Genomic DNA, 16,400 nt, shown 5'->3' on the forward strand with positions numbered 1-16,400 from the left:
GCACTCCCGACGCGTCCCGGTTCGACCCGCCGGATTGTGGTGAGGGCCACTCGCTCACGGTGGGTGGCCGGTGAAACGCCTGCCTAACGTCGTCGGATGCGTGACGACGACACCATCGACGACCAGTACGCCCACGAGGGCCCGACTGGCCGTTCGGACGATACCCCCTCGTCCGTTCAGGTCGGCGTTCTTCCTGGCACCGAGGCCGCTCCCTCGCTCCGTACCCGCCTCGGCGCCCTCGTTAACCCCCTGACCCGCCGCCCGTCGCGGGTGGCGCTCGCCTCCGGCGTGGTCTGCTGCCTCGGCGTGGCGGCCTTCGCCGGCGTGCAGGCCCTGCCGGCCGACCGGCTCGACCCGGTCGCCGCCCAGCCGGCGCTCACCGAACGGGCGCAGGAGGGCGCCGCCTCCCGCGGCCAGGCGCGTACCCCGGTCACCGCGCCCCCGACCCCCGCCGCCACCCCGACCGCCTCGCCGTCGCCGACCGCGACGAAGAAGGCCAAGCCGAAGCCCAAGCCGAAGCCGAAGCGGATCGCCCCCGTCGCCGGCCTGGACCAGGCCCAGATGGACAACGCCAAGGCCATCGTCAAGGCCGGCCGGAAGATGGGCGTGCCGCGCCAGGCCCTGATCATCGCCGTGGCCACCGCGATGCAGGAGAGCAACCTCTACAACTACGCCAGCGGCGTGCTGCCCGAGTCCCAGAACTACCCCCACCAGGCCATCGGCTGGGACCACGACTCGGTCGGGCTGTTCCAGCAGCGGCCCAGCAGCGGCTGGGGCGAGGTCCGCGACCTGATGGACCCGGAGTACGCCACCCAGGCGTTCCTCTCCGCGCTGCTGGAGATCCCCGGCTGGCAGAACCTGGCGCTGACCGACGCGGCCCAGGCCGTGCAGGTCTCGGCGTTCCCGTGGGCCTACGCCCAGCACGAGTGGCGGGCGACCGAGGTGGTCGAGGCCATCCTGGCCTGATCGGCCCCGGTTGTCGGTTGCCGGTTGTCCGTTTGGGGTACACATGATGCACGACCACCGAACGGAGGACGACATGTCACTGGTGCAACGGATCAGGGCGTTCCTGCGCTCGCCGCGGGGGCAGCAGCTGGTCGACCGGGGCCGGCGTGAGTTGGCCAAGCCGGAGAACCAGGCCAAGCTCAGGCAGGTGGCCAACCGGCTCTCCAGCCGCCGCCGCTGATCGTCCCCCGCTCGCCCTCGACACCGGGAGCCCCCGTGACCGACTCCGCCCCCGTCGACGACGAACCCACCACCCCCACCCCGCCGCCGGCCAGCCCGGCGGCGGCGGTCACCCCGCCGGCCACCCGGGCGGGGGAGCCGGACGCCCCCGAGGCGCCGCCCGCCCGGCTCTGGGACCGGATGCGGGAGGACCCGCAGTACGCGCCGGAGCACCTCGCCCTGGAGGCGGTGCGCCGGCTGGGGCCGGAGGCCGCCGAGTGGGCGGCTCGGGTCCGTGCCGAGCGCCCCGACGTCTCCGCCGACGACCTCGCCGAGCAGGCGGTCCGCAAGTTCGTCAACCGGGCCCGCCTCTCCGGGGCGGTCTCCGGCGCGGCCGGGCTCCCCGGCGCGGTGATCGACGTCGGCGTGCTGGCCTGGACCCAGGCCCGGCTGGTGCTGCACATCGCCGCCGCGTACGGGGTTGACCCGGTGCACCCGGACCGGGCCACCGACCTGCTGGTGCTGCAGAAGGTGCACAAGGTCGCCGAGAGCGCCCGGCTGGCGCTGGGCGTGGCGGCGGGGCGGGAACGCGCCGGGGCGCTGTTCGGCCACGGCGCGCAGAACCCGCTCGGCAAGGTGATGCTCCGCCTCGGCGTGCGGCTGGCCCAGATGGCCGGGGTCCGCGCGGCGAAGCGGATGTTCGCCAAGGTCGTGCCGGGCGCCGCCATCGTCCTCGGCACCTGGGCCAACTCGTCGGCCACCAAGGATCTCGCCGAGCGCGCCTGCGCGCTCTACCGGACCGGTCAGGGCGGCGTGCCGCAGCCTCGCCGTCCCTGACCCGCACGGCTGCACGGCGGTGTCCCGATCTCCGGGGCACCGCCGTTTCGCGTACCCGGTGGGCAACAGCGGTCCACGCCGCCCGCGGGCGGCGGCCGACCGGTCCACCTCAGGCTCTGCCGAGCGTCCCGGTGACCCGCTCGGAGTGCTCGTCAGAGTCGCCAGCCGGCGGTGGAGAAGCTGACGTCGGCGAGCCGGTTCTGCCCGGCCACGTTGGGGTGGAACCAGTCGAGCCCGTTCACCTCGTCCAGGGTGAAGCGCACCCGGTGCACCGCCCCGCCGTCGTACCGGCAGCGCGTCCCGTACGCCCGGCAGGCCGCCTTCAACTGAGCGTTGTAGTCGTCGATGCGGTCGCGGAACCTGGCCCGGCGGGCCCGGTCGGCCGGGGCGGTGGAGGTCGGGTTGGCCAGCAGCGAGGGGCAGATGCCGGCCCGCCAGATCCGGGTGGCCCGCGAGTCGGTGTGCCCGACCTCCCAGAGCCGGTACAGATCGGGGATGCTCACCACCAGTACGCGGGCCTTCGGTCGCCCCTTGCGCAGCACCCGCAGGCCGCGGTCGACCTGGGTGCGGAACGTCGCCACCGGCGTCATCGTGTCGATGTCGTCGCGGCAGGCGTCGTTGGCGCCGATCAGCAGGGTCACGTAGTCGGCCTTGTCGCGTACGGCCGCCTGCGCCTGCCCGGCGAGCGCCTCGGCGCGCGCCCCGGGCACGGCGTGGTTGTGGGCCCGGCCGCGGATGCCCGGGTTGGCGTCGAGCAGCCGGCGGTAGTGGCTCTCCACCCGGATGCCGTCCCCTGTGGACCAGGAGTTGCGCTGGCAGGAGGTGAGCACGAGGCAGGAGCCGAAGCCGGTGGTGATCGAGTCGCCGAGCGCGGCCATGGTGGTGGGCAGGCCGGACTGGCCGGACTCCCGCGTCGGCCGGGGCGAGGCACTGCCGCCCTCCTCGCACGCGAGGGCGACCAGCGCCAGCAGGCAGGCGACGGCGGCGACCCAGCGTCGAGGCATTGTCTTCCCCCGGTCCGGCGGCGCAGAGCGACAGCGCGGTAACTCTACGGGGGCGACCGGCCGGGTCGGGCCGCTCGTGTCGACTTTCAGGCAGAGTAAATATTTAGAAACATGGATTTGATAGGACGGGTCAGCGGGACGCCCGCCACGGCGGCCGCTGCCCGTGCAGCCACCAGTGCAGCGCCCGGGTGATCCGGGGCAGCACCAGGTACGTCATCAGCGGCGTCAGGCAGAGCGTCATGAGCAGCGTCCGCGCGGCCAGCGGCACCCCGCCGATGAACCGGGCGGTGAGCAGGGTGGCGGTCAGGCTCAGCGGAAAGAACGCCAGCCAGATCGTCACCGCCTGCTTCCAGCGCGGCGGGGACACCGGCGCGGCCGGCTCGCCGACGGCCGGCGCCAGGGTCTCGACCACGTGGTCGACCGGCGGGTCGAACCAGCCCTCGATCCCGGTACGCCGCTCGACCCGGGTGTGCTCGACGATGCCCTGCGCCGAGGTGAGCCACCAGTTCCGCTGCGGGGACTCCTCCCAGCGGCGCAGCGTCTCGTGGTCGGCGAACCGGTAGAGCATGTGCCACTCCGGCGAGCCGGGGGCGTTCTGCACCCAGCCCACGCCGAGGAAGCCCGGAAAGCTCTCGGCCAGCGCGCTGCCGGCCCGCATCCAGGCGACCATCTCGTGGGCGCGCGCGGGGTCGGCGCGCCGGGCGATGGCGACGGTCACCGGCACCGCGTGGGTCATGGTCATGCCCTCATCCTTCCCGCCCGCGCCGGTGTCGGCCCGGTCGTGGCGCATCGGTGTAACGCAACCCACCGCCGGCCGCATCCGCGGCATACCCGCTCCGTGGCCGGCATCACCGCCCCGCCGTCCCGAGCCACCCCGGACCCCTGAGCCGGTCGGCCCCGGCCCGGTTTGCGGCGTCTCGCGGTGACGTCGGGGCGGGACGGCGCGACACGCCGCGAAGCGCGCCCGGGGTCCGGTTCGCGGGCCGGCGGCGGGTGGGACGGCGGCGGTCGGTGCGGCGGCTGGGGCGGGCGGTTAGGGCCCGTCCTGCGGGGGTAGGCCGGAGGAATGACGAGATCGCAGCCCCGGCGTGCCCGTGGCACGGTCGGCCACGCGTACAGCGCGTTGAACCTCCGGCTCGCGCTGGCCCTGTTCGGCCTGGTCACCATGACCGTCTTCGCGGTGCTGGCGTTCTGGGCCGACGTGGTCTGGCTGGGCGTGGTGTGCGCGGTCTTCGCCGTGGTCGCCGTGGTCGACCTGGTCGTCATCCAGCGCCGCCGCGCCGCGCGCCGCCGTGAGGAGCCGGGCGTGCGGCACTCACTCTTCGAGTGACAGGAGTACGAGATGCCCATCGCCACCACCAATCCCGCCACCGGCCAGCTGCTCAAGTCGTACGACCCGATGTCGGCCGAGCAGATCGACGCCGCGATCGACCGGGCCGACGTGGCGTTCCGGGATCTGCACGGCACCACGCTCGCCCAGCGGGCGCAGTGGATGAACGCCGCGGCCGACCTGCTCGACGCGGAACGGGACGCCACCGCCCGGCTGATGACCACCGAGATGGGCAAGACGTACGTCGCGGCGCAGGCCGAGGTGACCAAGTGCGCCACCGCCTGCCGGTTCTACGCCGCCAACGCCGAGCGGATGCTCGCCGACGAGCCGGCCGACGCCGACGCGGTCAAGGCCAGGCAGGCCTTCGTGCGGTACCAGCCGATCGGGCCGGTGCTCGCGGTGATGCCGTGGAACTTCCCGCTCTGGCAGGTCATGCGGTTCGCCGCGCCGGCGCTGATGGCCGGCAACACCGGCCTGCTCAAGCACGCCTCCAACGTGCCGCAGACCGCCCTCTACCTGGAGGAGCTGTTCCGCCGGGCCGGCTTCCCCGAGGGCGCGTTCACCACCCTGCTGGTCGGCTCGGAGGCCGTGGACCGGATCCTCAGCGACCCGCGGGTCCGCGCCGCCACGCTGACGGGCAGCGAGGGGGCGGGCCGCTCGATCGGCCAGATCGCCGGCCGGGAGCTGAAGAAGACGGTGCTGGAACTCGGCGGCAGCGACCCGTTCGTGGTGATGCCGTCGGCCGACCTGGACCGCGCCGCCGAGGTCGCCACCACCGCCCGCTGCCAGAACAACGGCCAGTCCTGCATCGCCGCCAAGCGGTTCATCGTGCACGCCGACGTCTTCGACGCCTTCGCCGAGAAGTTCGCCGCCAACATGTCCGCGCTGCGGGTGGGCGACCCGATGGACGAGAACACCGACGTGGGGCCACTGGCCAGCGAGGGCGGCCGGGACGAGATCCACGCCCAGGTGCAGGACGCGGTCGACCACGGCGCCACCGTGCTCTGCGGCGGCGAGAAGCCCGCCGGCGCCGGCTGGTTCTACCCGCCGACCGTGGTCACCGACCTGAACCCGCAGATGCGGATGTGGTCGGAGGAGGTCTTCGGGCCGGTCGCCGGCCTGTTCCGGGTGTCGTCCTACGCCGAGGCGATCGAGGTCGCCAACGGCACCGCCTTCGGCCTCGGCTCGAACGCCTGGACCACCGACCCGCAGGAGCAGGAGCGCTTCGCCGTCGACCTGGACGCCGGCAGCGTGTTCATCAACGGGATGACCACCTCGTACCCGGAGCTGCCGTTCGGCGGCGTGAAGAACTCCGGCTACGGCCGCGAGCTGTCCGCGCTCGGCATGCGGGAGTTCTGCAACACCAAGACCGTCTGGGTGGGCGAGGGCGCGGCGTCGGCCGGTGCCGGCGCGCACGCCGAGTAGCACAGCTTTTGGCCGGACACCGTCATGGGTAGGGAGGAGCCCATGACGGTGTTCGGCTTCCACGCCTCCCACGAGCAGATCCACCCGAGCCGGCTGCTGGATGCGGTGATCCACGCCGAGCGGGCCGGCTTCGACGCCGCCATGTCCTCGGACCACTTCTCGCCGTGGAGCGCCCGGCAGGGCCAGTCCGGCTTCGCGTGGTCCTGGCTCGGCGCCGCCCTCCAGGCCACCGGCCTGCCGTTCGGCGTGGTCAACGCGCCCGGCCAGCGCTACCACCCGGCGATCATCGCGCAGGCGATCGGCACCCTCGGCGCGATGTACCCGGGCCGGTTCTGGGCCGCGCTGGGCACCGGTGAGGCGAGCAACGAGCACATCACCGGCGACGGCTGGCCGCGCAAGGACGTGCGCGCCGCCCGGCTGCGGGAGTGCGTCGACGTCATCCGGGCGCTGCTCGGCGGCGAGGAGGTCAGCCACCACGGTCTGATCCGGGTCGACCGGGCCCGGCTCTGGACCCGCCCGGAGCAGCCGCCGGCCCTGATCGGCGCGGCGGTCAGCGTCGCCACCGCCCGCTGGTGCGCCGAGTGGGCCGACGGCCTGATCACCGTCAACGCCCCCACCGCACACCTGCGGCAGATGATCGACGCCTACCGGGACGCCGGCGGGCGCGGCCCGCTGCACCTGCAGGTGCACGTCAGTTGGGCGCCCGAACAGGCCGAGGCCGAGGCGATCGCGTACGACCAGTGGCGCAGCAACGTCTTCGCCCCGCCGGTCTGCTGGGACCTGGACACCGCCGAGCACTTCGACGCGGTCGCCGAGCAGGTGCCGATGGAGAAGGTCGCCGAGGTCGTCAACATCTCGGCCGACACCGGTCGGCACGTCGGCTGGCTGGAGGGGTACGTCGAGCTCGGCTTCGACCAGATCGCCCTGCACCACGTCGGGCAGGAGCAGCGCGCCTTCATCGACACGTTCGGCGCGCAGGTGCTGCCGAAGCTGCGGACCACGGCCTGATCTCGTCCCGCCGGCGCGCCCCCTAGGCTCGTACCCATGGAGGCTCTGTTCGACGTCGTGGTCATCCTCGCGATCGCGACGTTCGGCGCGGCGCTGGCCCGGCGGCTGGGCGTGCTCGCGCCCATCCTGCTGGTGATCCTCGGTCTCGTCCTGTCCTTCCTGCCCGGCTTCCCGCAGGTGCGGCTCGACCCGGACCTGGTCCTGGTCGGCATCCTGCCGCCGCTGCTCTACGTCGCGGCCCTGGAGACGTCGGTGCCGGCGTTCCGAACCAACCTGCGGCCGATCCTGCTGCTCGCGGTGGGGCTGGTGCTGTTCACCGCGTTCGTGGTGGGCACCGTCGTGCACCTGCTCCTGCCGGACCTGCCGTACGCGATCTGCCTGGCGCTCGGCGCGGTGGTGGCGCCGCCCGACGCGATCGCCGCCACCGCGGTGGCCCGGCGCGTGGGGCTGCCCCGCCGGATCGTCACCATCCTGGAGGGCGAGAGCCTGGTCAACGACGCGACGGCGCTGGTGCTGCTCCGCGTCTCGATCATCGCCGCGACGGCCAGCGGTGGCCGGGTGGAGTTCGGGGAGGTGGCCTGGGAGGTGCTGCGCTCCGCCGGCGGCGGCGTCCTGGTCGGCCTGCTCGGCGTGGTGGTCTTCGGCTACCTGCACCATCGGATCTCCGACGCGCTGCTGGACAACGCCCTGTCGCTGATCGTGCCGTTCGCGGTGGTCCTCGCCGCCGAGGAGATCCACGCCTCCGGCGTGGTCGCCGTCGTGGTGACCGGGCTCGGCATCGGCCACAAGATGCCGCGGCTGATGTCGGCGGCCTCCCGGCTCCAGATCGGCGCGTTCTGGCGGCTGGCCCGGTTCCTGCTGGAGGGGCTGGTCTTCCTGCTGGTCGGCCTCCAGTTGCGCGACGTGGTGCGCGACCTCGACGAGCCGCTCGGCTGGCTGGCCGGCGTCACCGGGGCGGTGCTGCTCGCCGTCTTCCTGTCCCGGTTCGTCTGGCTCTTCCCCGCCACCTATCTGGCCCGGCTGGTGCCCCGGGTGCGGCGCCGGGACCCGGCCCCGCCGCCGCAGGTACCGATCGTCCTGGGCTGGGCCGGGATGCGCGGGGTGGTGACCCTGGCCGCCGCGCTGGCCCTGCCGCTGACCCTGTCCGGCGGCCGGCCGTACCAGCGGGAGCTGTTCATCTGGCTGGCCTTCGCGGTGATCGTGGTGACCCTGGTGGGGCAGGGCGCCACCCTGCCGATGGTGGCCCGCCGGCTCAAGCTGCCGCCGGACGACCCGGTGCAGGACGCGCTCTCCGCCGCGGCGGTGCAGCAGCAGGCCAGCAAGGCCGCCCGGGACCGGCTGTACGAGCTGGCGCCCGGCGCGCCGTCGTCGGTGGTGGAGCGGTTGCGCGAGCTGCTGGAGGCACGGACCAACCTGGCCTGGGAACAGCTCGGCGGCGGCGGCCGGGAAACCCCCTCCCAGGCGTACGGCCGGCTGCGGCAGGAGATGATCGACGCCGAACGGGAGGTGTACCGGGCCGCGCGCGACTCCGGGCGGATCCCCGAGGAGGTGCTGGTGCGGGCCTATCGTGACCTGGACCTGGAGGAGTCGTTGCTGACCCGGGAGGTTGACCAATGAGTTGCCAGCACCTGACCGAGGCGGGGAACCCCGAGCCGCAGACCGAGGAGGTCTGCCCGGACTGCGTCGCCATCGGCAACGACTACTGGGTGCACCTGCGCGCCTGCCTGGCCTGCGGGCACGTCGGCTGCTGCGACTCCTCGCCGTACCAGCACGCGACGAAGCACTTCGAGTCCAGCGGGCACCCGGTGATGCGCTCGATCCAGCCGGGGGAGACCTGGCGGTGGTGCTTCGTCGACGAGGAGATCGGCTGAGCTGACCGCGGCGGCGCTCCACGGCCGGCCGGACGAGATGGCGGGTCGGCCCGGGAGTGCACCGGCTCAGGGCAGGCGGCGGGCGAGCACCTGGCCGGGCCATGGCTCGCGGCCGGGGCGCTCCACCGTGAACGGGTCGGTAGCGTTGAAGCCACAGCTCTCGTAGAAGCCGACCAGTGCCCGGTCCCCGCCGGCGTAGCAGTCCACCCGCAGCAGGTCCAGGCCGCGTTCGCGGGCCAGTTCCGCCGCGTGGGCCAGCAGCCGGGCCCCGATCCCCCGACCGGCGTACGGCCGGTCGGTGACCAGCAGATTGACGTACAGCTCCGGCTCGGTGGGCGGGGGAACGTAGTCGGTCGCCGCGCCGACCACCAGCGCACCGACCGGGGTGTCGCCGAGCAGGGCCAGGTGGAGTCCCCCGCCCGCCGCCCAGCTCTCGGCCTGGGCGATCCGGCGCGGATCGCCGGAAGCGGGCTCGGTGCCCCACTGACCGGTGCGACCCCGGGCCGCCAGCCATGCGGTGGCGCTGTCGAGCAGCCGCAGCACGGTGGTCGCGTCGGCCGGACCGCCGGGCCGGATGGCGAGGATCTGCTGATCGTTCATGGCCGACATGCTGCTACAGCGGCGCGGGTCGATGCCCGGGGTGTCCGCCGGCGGTGGGGACCGCTCGGTGGTCCCGGGTGGCGACGGCCCAGCGGGTCAGCACCGGGACCAGCAGCCCGACGGCGGCGAACAGGGCGGCCACGCCGATCCACCCGGTGACCCCGCCGTCCAGGACCGCCCAGGTCAGCAGCGCCGGCCCGACGGCCCGGGCGAGGCCGGCGAGCAACCCGTCGACCCCCTGGTACGCCCCGATCGACTCCGGCGCGGCCAGGCCGTAGGCGAGCCCCGCGCCGGCGGTGCTGTGCCACAGGTCGCCGACGGTGTAGACGGCGGTGGCGAGCAGCAGCAGGCCGGTCGCCGGCCCGGCCGGTACGCCAGTGGTGGCCGCGTACAGCAGCATCGCCACCGCCAGCACCAGGCCGGCCCGGCGCATCGCCGCGGCGGCCGGGACGGCGGTGTCCGAGCCCCGGGCGAGCCGCACCGCCAGCAGCACCGTGAGCGACGTGTTGACCAGCAGCACCGCCGACACCACGGCCGGCGGGGCCCCGGTCCGGCTCACCGTCCACAGCGGCACGACCAGGGTGAGCACCGTGGCGTGCAGTGCCAGCACTGCCGACGCCCCGCTGACGGCCAGGAACGGCAGGTCCCGCAGCGCCCGCGCCCGACCCGACGTCGCCGGCCGCGCCGGGGTCGCCGGGGGCGGGTAGCCGGGCAGTCGCATCAGCAGCGCCGCCGACACCAGATAGGTGGTCGCGTTGCCGACCACCAGCACCTGGTACGCCAAATGCGTGTCGGCGGCCAGGGCGAACCCGGCCAGCCCGGCGCCGAGCGCGATGCCGAGGTTCGCCACCGCGCGCAGGGTGGCGAACGCGGGCACCCGCCCCTCGGGTCCGCCGACGGCGGCGACCAGGGCGGCGCGGACCGCGAGGTTGCCGGCGGTGAGCAGCGCGTCCAGCACCGCCACCACCAGGAAGGCGGGGAAGGACGCGACCAGCAGGTACGCCCCGGCGACCGCGGCCTGCAGCAGTTGCAGCAGCGCGCGCAGCGTACGCGGGTCGCGGCGGTCGGCCAGGCCGCCGAGCGGGACGGCGGCGGTCAGCCCCAGCAGCCCGGCGAGGGTGAGCCCCAGCCCGACCGAGGCGGGACTCAGCCCGACGTCCCGGGTCAGGTAGAGGGGCGCGCCGGCCAGCCAGAGCCCCGAGCCGACGGTGTTGGCGAGCGTGGCCAGGGCCAGGGTGCGCAGCCGGCCGGGCGGTGGCAGTGGCGACCAGCGCCCGTGAACGGTCATCGGCTCGACCGTATGGACCGGCCGCCGCCGGCGGGGACCCGCAGCGGGCGACGCCGGTCACACCGAGCCCAACGCCCCGGGTCAGGTGCGAGGGTGCGCGGGCGCCGCCGGTCACCCGATGGCCAGCATATGACGATTCCGGTATTCCGCAGACACCCATCGATACATCTAGCATCAATAAATATCTATCGATGGGAGGTCGGATGTTCCGACGACACAATCTCTCGCGTACGGCGGGCGCCCTGCTCGCGATGGTGCTGGCGGCGCTCGGCCTGGTGGCGGTCGAGGCGACGGCGGCCTCGGCGGCCGTCCGGACCGTCTACTACGACGCCAGTCGGGCCGGCGAGTTCCGCACCAACTTCGACCAGGCCGCCACGATCTGGAACAGCTCGGTGAGCACCGTGCGACTCGCTCCGCGCACGCCCGGCAACGTCACCATCTACGTCGACGACGGCTGGCCCCGGGCGCAGCCCACCGGGCTCGGCTCCGGCCGGGTGTGGATGGGCCGGCAGGCGGTGAACCAGGGGTACGACCGGACCCGGATCGCCACCCACGAGATGGGCCACATCCTCGGCCTGCCCGACCGGCGTACCGGGCTCTGCTCCGACCTGATGTCCGGCAGCAGCGCGCCGGTGTCCTGCAGGAACGCGTACCCGAGCGCCGCCGAGGCGTCCCGGGTCAACTCGCTGTTCGCCGGCACGCTCACCGCGCCCACCACCGGGGTCAGCTATACCTGGACCGGCGCCGAGGATCCCGGGCCGTTCGTGGTCGGTGGCCGCCCGGCCAGCGAGAACTACCCGTGGATGGTCTACGTCTCCGGCTGCACCGGGACGCTGATCAAGGCGAACTGGGCGGTCACCGCCCGGCACTGCTCGACCCCGTCGTCGGTGCGGGTGGGCAGCGTCAACCGCACCACCGGCGGGACCGTGGTCCGGGTGACCAGGGCGGTGAGCCACCCGTCCGTGGACGTCAAGCTGCTGCAACTGGCCAGCTCGGTCAGCTACGTCCCGGCACCGATCCCGGGCACCTCCGGCGCCGTCGGCACGGCCACCCGGATCATCGGCTGGGGACAGACCTGCCCGCAGCCGGGCTGCGGCTCCGCGCCCGCGGTCGCCAACGAACTCGACACCTCCATCGTCGCGGACAGCCGGTGCAGCGGCATCAACGCGACGTACGAGATCTGCACCAACAACACGAACGGCAACTCCGGCGCCTGCTACGGCGACTCCGGCGGCCCGCAGGTGCGGCGGATCAACGGGGTGTGGAACCTGATCGGCGCCACCAGCCGGGCCGGAAACAACAACCCCACCTGCGCCACCGGCCCGTCCATCTACGTCGACCTGACGTCGATCCGTTCCTGGATCAACAGCCAGGTGGGTGGCCTGCCCGCCTGAGCGCGACCCGTACACCCGGGGCGTCCGTTCCTTCCGCAACGGGGCGCGGACGCCCCACCGGGCCGCCCCGGCCGCCGCCATTCCCGGCGGCGGTTGCGGCGGCCCGGTCCGGTCGGCGTGACCGCCACCGTTCGGGTGCGGGGCCCGGTAGTCCGGGTCGGGCGGCGCGACTGCCGGCGGCCCGGGTCGGCCGGGCGGCCCGAAATTCGGTGGGCGGCACGGCGCCACGGGTGGTTGGGTCTGGGCCGTGGAGCGGATCAGAACGGCCCGGACGGATGAACTCGCCGACCTGCAACGGATCGAGGTGGCCTCCGGGGCGCCGTTCCGGGAGATCGGCATGGTCGACATCGCCGACGCGCCGCCGCTCGACCTGGACGTGCTCGGGGAGGGTCAGCGGGCCGGCCGGGTCTGGGTGGCGGTCGGGCCGGACGACCAGCCGATCGCCTTCGCCGTGGCGCACCTGGTCGACGACTGCGCCCACGTCCAGCAGCTCAGCGTTCACCCCACCCACGCCCGCCGGGGCGTCGGCCGGCGGCTGCTCGACCACGTGGCCGGGTGGGCGGCGGAGCGGAACATGCCGGCGCTGACGCTGACCACCTTCCGCAGCGTGCCGTGGAACGCGCCGTACTACGCCCGTTGCGGGTTCGTCGCGCTGTCAGCGGCGCAGGTCGGCCCCGGCCTGGCGGAGGTGCTGGCGGCCGAGGCGGCGCTCGGGCTCGACATGACCGACCGGGTCGCGATGCGCCGCGCGACGCGCTAGCGGGCGGTCGCCGCCGTCGGCCGAGGCCTCACTCCGGCCCTGATTGCCGGCAGTTTCACGGAAAGAGTGGCCTTCCGGGGCCGGGAGGCCACTCTTTCCGTGAAAGTGCACGGATCTTGACCGGCGGCGTGGGGGCGCCGGGGTGGGGGTCAGGACAGGGTGCAGGCGGCGCCGTTGAGGGTGATCAGGTTGGGGGTGGGGTTGGCGAGGGTGCCGGCCTTGCCGAGGAGGCCGAAGGTGACGCTGCCGCCGGGCAGGATCTTCCCGTTGTACGACAGGTTCCGGGCCGTCACGGTGGCACCGGACTGGCTGACCTGGGCCGTCCACGCCTGCTCGACCTTCTGGTCACCGGTGAAGGCGTACCGGGCGGTCCAGCCGTTCACCGCGCTGGTGCCGGTGTTGCGGATGGTCACCTGGGCGTTGAAGCCGTCCGGCCAGGCGCCGTGCACCTGGTACGTGGCGGCGCAGCGCTGCGCGGGCACCGCCCCGGCGTCGCCCTGGTCGGCGAGGAACGAGGCGAGCCAGGCCAGCGCCGAGTTCCAGTTGATCGCCACCTCGTTGGTCGCGTACGAGTTGATGTCGTCGACGTAGCAGAACATCGGCTTGCAGCCGGCGAGCAGCTGCGCGGCGTACGGGTCCTGGAGGGCGGCGTTCGGGCCGCCGGCCAGCGAACCGGCCGGCGGGTTCGGCAGGTTCGGGTCCAGCTGGTGGGCGAAGATCCGACTGTGCTGATTGCGGGCGTGCTGCTCGCCCCAGCCGGTCACGTACGACATGTTGAGCGCGTTGCGGCCGAGCAGGTAGTCCGTCGCCTGCACCGCCCCGTCCCGGTAGGTCGCGTTCCGGGTCAGGTCGAAGGCGGTGGCCAGCACGATCGCGTTGTTGACGACGTTGCTGTTGCTGCCCCACACGTAGCTGCCGGCGTCAGCGGGCAGCGGCAGGCCGTACGCCTGGGCGCGCAGCGCCGCCAGGTACCGGTCGGCGGCCTCGGTCACCGAGGCGCGGATCCGGGCCTTCTCGGCGGCCGGCAGGCCGTTCGGCACGGTGGCCAGGTCGAGGCGGCCGAGGGCGGCCACGCTCTGCCAGCCGAAGGCACCGCCGGCGGCGAAGCCGTCGCCGGTGTGGTGCGGCGAGGCCGTCAGGTCGTCCAGGTAGCTCTTCTTCCCGGTGGTCAGGTACAGCTCGACCGCCGCCCAGTAGAACTCGTCGGTGACGGTGGTGTCGTCGTACGCCCCGCCGCCGGTGCCGTCGGCCGCGCTGGCGTAGCTAGCCGGGTGCCCCTTGGCGGCCGCGTACGCGGTCCTCGCGGCGGTGCCGCAGCGGGCGGCGAAGGCCGCGTCGTAGGGTGCGAAGAGGCGGGCGCACTGGGCGGCGACGGCGGCCAGGTTGAGGGTGGCCGCGGTGGACGGCGGGTGCAGTTCGCGCGGCTGCGGGTCCTCGTGCGGGGCCAGCGGCAACCCGGTCCAGTTCCGGTCGTGGATCTTGTGGTGGGCCATCCCGGCGAGCGGCCGGCCGGCCGGCACCTGCATGCGCAGCAGGAACTCGAGCTCCCAGCGGGCCTCGTCGAGCACGTCGGGGACCCCGTTGCCGCGCTCGGGCACCCGCAGGCTCTCGTCGCCCAGCGCCGCGCCGCCGTCGGCGGTCTCCGCCGTCTTGGTCCGCTCGAAGGTGTTCAGCAACTGGTAGGTGGCGATGCCGCCGTTGACCACGTACTTGCCGTGGTCGCCGGCGTCGTACCAGCCGCCGCGCACGTCGAGGGAGTAGTCGCAGACGCCGGGCTGGCAGGGCACCTCGGTGGCGCCCAGGTTCGGCGCGACGCCGACGTGGCCGGCCGGGCGGGCGTACTCGGCGCCGATCAGGTCGCCGTCGATCGGGGTGCCGCTGCGCTGGGCGTAGAAGAACTGGAGGGAGTCGGCGCGCAGCCGGTCGTAGCGGCCGCCGGAGATGTCGAACGGGTGGCTGGTCTCGCCGTCGGCGACCAGGGTGTAGCCGGTGCCCGGCGTGCGGTACGCGGAGAAGTCGACGGTCTGCACGTGCTGCCCGGAGGCGGCGTCCACGCCGCGCGGGGTGCTCTCGCCGCTGGCCACCACCGCGCCGGCCGCGGACCGCAGCTCCCAGCGCAGCGGGTCGGTCGCCTCGGTCACCACGGTGGCGTTCTTCGGCCCGCCCGGCAGGTAGCCGACCTGGTTGACCCGGACCCGGGGGCCGGTGTCCGGTTGGTAGGGCGGGGCCGCCTCGCCGCCGCGCAGCGAGACGTTGTCGAGGCAGATCCGCTGCTCGGCGGCGGATCCGCCGACCTGGAAGATCAGCTGCGCGGCGGGGTTGTCGTCGGGCACGGTGAAGGTCTGCTCGACCCGGGTGCTCTCGGGGCCGGCGGTGGCGCCCACGGCCGCGTACGTGGTGTAGGGGGCGCTGCCGAGCTGGAGGACGGCCTTGATCGCGGCGCCGGGGGTGGCGGAGACGTCGAAGCCGAGCCGGTACTCCGCGCCGGCGTTGAGCCGTACCCCGTCCTGGCCGATGCCGGCGTCCCAGGGGTTGGCCGACCCGCCGGGGACGGTGGTGCAGAGCCGGCCGTCGGCCGCGTCCAGTGCGCCGGTGCCGTAGGAGAACCAGGGGGAGACACCGGCGCTGAAGTCGCCGTTGCTGAGCTGTTCGGGGGCGTCCGGCGGGACCTCGGCGTGGGCTACGCCGGCGCCGGTGAGGGCCAGGGCGGTCGCCGCCAGCAACGCGAGGTGGCGGCGTTGGATTGGGATCACGGGGATTCCTTCCGGGCGGGGAGCGGTGGGGGGTCGGGGAGAGCGATGGCTGGGAGCGCTCCCAGCATCGTCCCGATGTTTCCAGCGCATCTCGTCCGTGTCAATTGATCGGGCTGGATGACCTTCCGGCCGCGGTTGGCGCCCCCGGGAACGTGAACGACAGTGAGATTCGCCGCGCCACGACCCGTCGTCCTGATCTCCTAGAGACAACAGCGCCCTTCGCCTGGCAGGCTGCCTCCCATGACCCTGAAGCTTCGTTCCGTCGGGACGAGCGACCGTGGGCTGATCCGCAGCGGAAACCAGGACGCCCTGCACGCCGGTGCCTGGCTCGTCGCCGTCGCCGACGGCATGGGCGGGATGGCGGCCGGCGACCTGGCCAGCCGGATCGCCATCGACGCGATCGCCCCCCTGGACGTGGAGACCCCCGAGGACGCTCTGGTGGCGGCGCTGCAGAGCGGCATCGAGCTGGCCACCGCGCGGATCCGCCAGGCGGTCGCCGAGGATCCGGAACGGCAGGGCATGGGCACCACACTGACCGCCCTGCTCTTCTCCCGGACCGGCAGCTGCCTCGCCCTGGCCCACATCGGCGACTCCCGGGCCTACCTGTTCCGCGAGGGCACGCTCAAGCAGATCACCCGGGACGACACCTTCGTGCAGATGCTCGTCGACCAGGGCGTGATCGGTCCCGAGGAGGCCGCCAGCCACCCCCGGCGGGCGGTGGTCACCCAGGCGCTCCAGGGCGAGGACGTCTCCCCGACGTACGCGACGATGGTCCCCTGGGCGGGGGACCGCTGGCTGCTGTGCAGCGACGGCCTCTCCAACGTGGTCCGCCCGGACACCCTCGCCGAGGTGCTGGCCGAGACCGCCGACCGGGAGCTGTGCGCCCGCCGTCTGATCGACCTCGCGCTGCGGGCCGGTGGCCCGGACAACGTCACCGTGCTGATCGCCGACATCGTCGAGGAGTGA

16 protein-coding genes are annotated in these 16,400 nt (G+C 73.8%); 11 read left to right on the forward strand and 5 right to left on the reverse strand.

Going from position 1 to position 16,400, the window contains the following annotated elements:
• Positions 1-96 precede the first annotated feature (96 nt).
• The 3 genes from ACTWM8_RS11135 (at position 97) to ACTWM8_RS11145 (ending at position 2,001) form a co-directional block, all read left to right on the forward strand.
• On the forward strand, positions 97-966 hold the full coding sequence (locus ACTWM8_RS11135; protein WP_446213747.1) for a peptidase M23: 870 nt from the start codon (positions 97-99) through the stop codon (positions 964-966).
• 73 nt (positions 967-1,039) lie between these two features.
• Entirely contained in the window at positions 1,040-1,186 is a 147-nt protein-coding gene (locus tag ACTWM8_RS11140) for a hypothetical protein (RefSeq protein WP_446213748.1), read from the forward strand.
• Between the two features lie 35 nt (positions 1,187-1,221).
• Entirely contained in the window at positions 1,222-2,001 is a 780-nt protein-coding gene (locus ACTWM8_RS11145; RefSeq protein ID WP_446213749.1) for an EcsC family protein, read from the forward strand.
• A 152-nt stretch (positions 2,002-2,153) separates the two neighbouring features.
• Here ACTWM8_RS11145 and ACTWM8_RS11150 read toward each other — a convergent pair whose 3' ends face one another.
• The gene (locus tag ACTWM8_RS11150) at positions 2,154-3,005 is read right to left on the reverse strand and encodes a GDSL-type esterase/lipase family protein (protein ID WP_446213750.1); all 852 of its coding nucleotides are present in this window, start codon (positions 3,003-3,005) and stop codon (positions 2,154-2,156) included.
• A 130-nt stretch (positions 3,006-3,135) separates the two neighbouring features.
• The gene (locus ACTWM8_RS11155) at positions 3,136-3,747 is read right to left on the reverse strand and encodes an antibiotic biosynthesis monooxygenase (protein ID WP_446213751.1); all 612 of its coding nucleotides are present in this window, start codon (positions 3,745-3,747) and stop codon (positions 3,136-3,138) included.
• Between the two features lie 324 nt (positions 3,748-4,071).
• Here ACTWM8_RS11155 and ACTWM8_RS11160 point away from each other — a divergent pair, with 324 nt between their 5' ends.
• From ACTWM8_RS11160 to ACTWM8_RS11180, 5 genes are read left to right on the forward strand one after another with little or no spacing between them, the layout of a single operon-like run.
• Positions 4,072-4,335: a DUF6343 family protein gene (locus ACTWM8_RS11160; RefSeq protein WP_179804193.1), complete on the forward strand. Its 264-nt coding sequence runs from the start codon at positions 4,072-4,074 to the stop codon at positions 4,333-4,335.
• Between the two features lie 12 nt (positions 4,336-4,347).
• Positions 4,348-5,760, forward strand: coding sequence for an NADP-dependent succinic semialdehyde dehydrogenase (locus ACTWM8_RS11165; RefSeq protein WP_446213752.1), 1,413 nt, complete (start codon positions 4,348-4,350; stop codon positions 5,758-5,760).
• Between the two features lie 42 nt (positions 5,761-5,802).
• Complete coding sequence (locus tag ACTWM8_RS11170) at positions 5,803-6,768, forward strand: TIGR03885 family FMN-dependent LLM class oxidoreductase (RefSeq protein ID WP_446213753.1); 966 nt, start codon at positions 5,803-5,805, stop codon at positions 6,766-6,768.
• A 36-nt stretch (positions 6,769-6,804) separates the two neighbouring features.
• Positions 6,805-8,385, forward strand: a complete 1,581-nt coding sequence (locus tag ACTWM8_RS11175; RefSeq protein ID WP_446213754.1) for a Na+/H+ antiporter — start codon at positions 6,805-6,807, stop codon at positions 8,383-8,385.
• The gene (locus tag ACTWM8_RS11180) at positions 8,382-8,639 is read left to right on the forward strand and encodes a UBP-type zinc finger domain-containing protein (protein ID WP_446213755.1); all 258 of its coding nucleotides are present in this window, start codon (positions 8,382-8,384) and stop codon (positions 8,637-8,639) included. Before ACTWM8_RS11175 ends, ACTWM8_RS11180 begins: the two co-directional genes overlap by 4 nt.
• Before the next feature lie 66 nt (positions 8,640-8,705).
• On the opposite strand, the gene ACTWM8_RS11185 is transcribed toward ACTWM8_RS11180, so the two are convergent.
• Both ACTWM8_RS11185 and ACTWM8_RS11190 read right to left on the reverse strand, forming a co-directional pair.
• Positions 8,706-9,239, reverse strand: a complete 534-nt coding sequence (locus ACTWM8_RS11185; RefSeq protein ID WP_446213756.1) for a GNAT family N-acetyltransferase — start codon at positions 9,237-9,239, stop codon at positions 8,706-8,708.
• A gap of 13 nt (positions 9,240-9,252) precedes the next feature.
• Positions 9,253-10,527, reverse strand: coding sequence for an MFS transporter (locus tag ACTWM8_RS11190; RefSeq protein ID WP_446213757.1), 1,275 nt, complete (start codon positions 10,525-10,527; stop codon positions 9,253-9,255).
• A 203-nt stretch (positions 10,528-10,730) separates the two neighbouring features.
• Here ACTWM8_RS11190 and ACTWM8_RS11195 point away from each other — a divergent pair, with 203 nt between their 5' ends.
• On the forward strand, positions 10,731-11,921 hold the full coding sequence (locus tag ACTWM8_RS11195) for a snapalysin family zinc-dependent metalloprotease (RefSeq protein ID WP_446213758.1): 1,191 nt from the start codon (positions 10,731-10,733) through the stop codon (positions 11,919-11,921).
• Positions 11,922-12,168: 247 nt separating this feature from the next.
• Positions 12,169-12,681, forward strand: coding sequence for a GNAT family N-acetyltransferase (locus ACTWM8_RS11200; RefSeq protein ID WP_446213759.1), 513 nt, complete (start codon positions 12,169-12,171; stop codon positions 12,679-12,681).
• 149 nt (positions 12,682-12,830) lie between these two features.
• Here the strand turns inward: ACTWM8_RS11200 and ACTWM8_RS11205 are convergent, their stop codons facing one another.
• The gene (locus tag ACTWM8_RS11205; protein WP_446213760.1) at positions 12,831-15,524 is read right to left on the reverse strand and encodes a glycoside hydrolase family 9 protein; all 2,694 of its coding nucleotides are present in this window, start codon (positions 15,522-15,524) and stop codon (positions 12,831-12,833) included.
• Between the two features lie 150 nt (positions 15,525-15,674).
• Between ACTWM8_RS11205 and ACTWM8_RS11210 the strand changes: the two genes are divergently transcribed.
• Entirely contained in the window at positions 15,675-16,400 is a 726-nt protein-coding gene (locus ACTWM8_RS11210) for a PP2C family protein-serine/threonine phosphatase (protein WP_446213761.1), read from the forward strand.

It is taken from the genome of Micromonospora sp. IBSANI012, assembly GCF_052814045.1.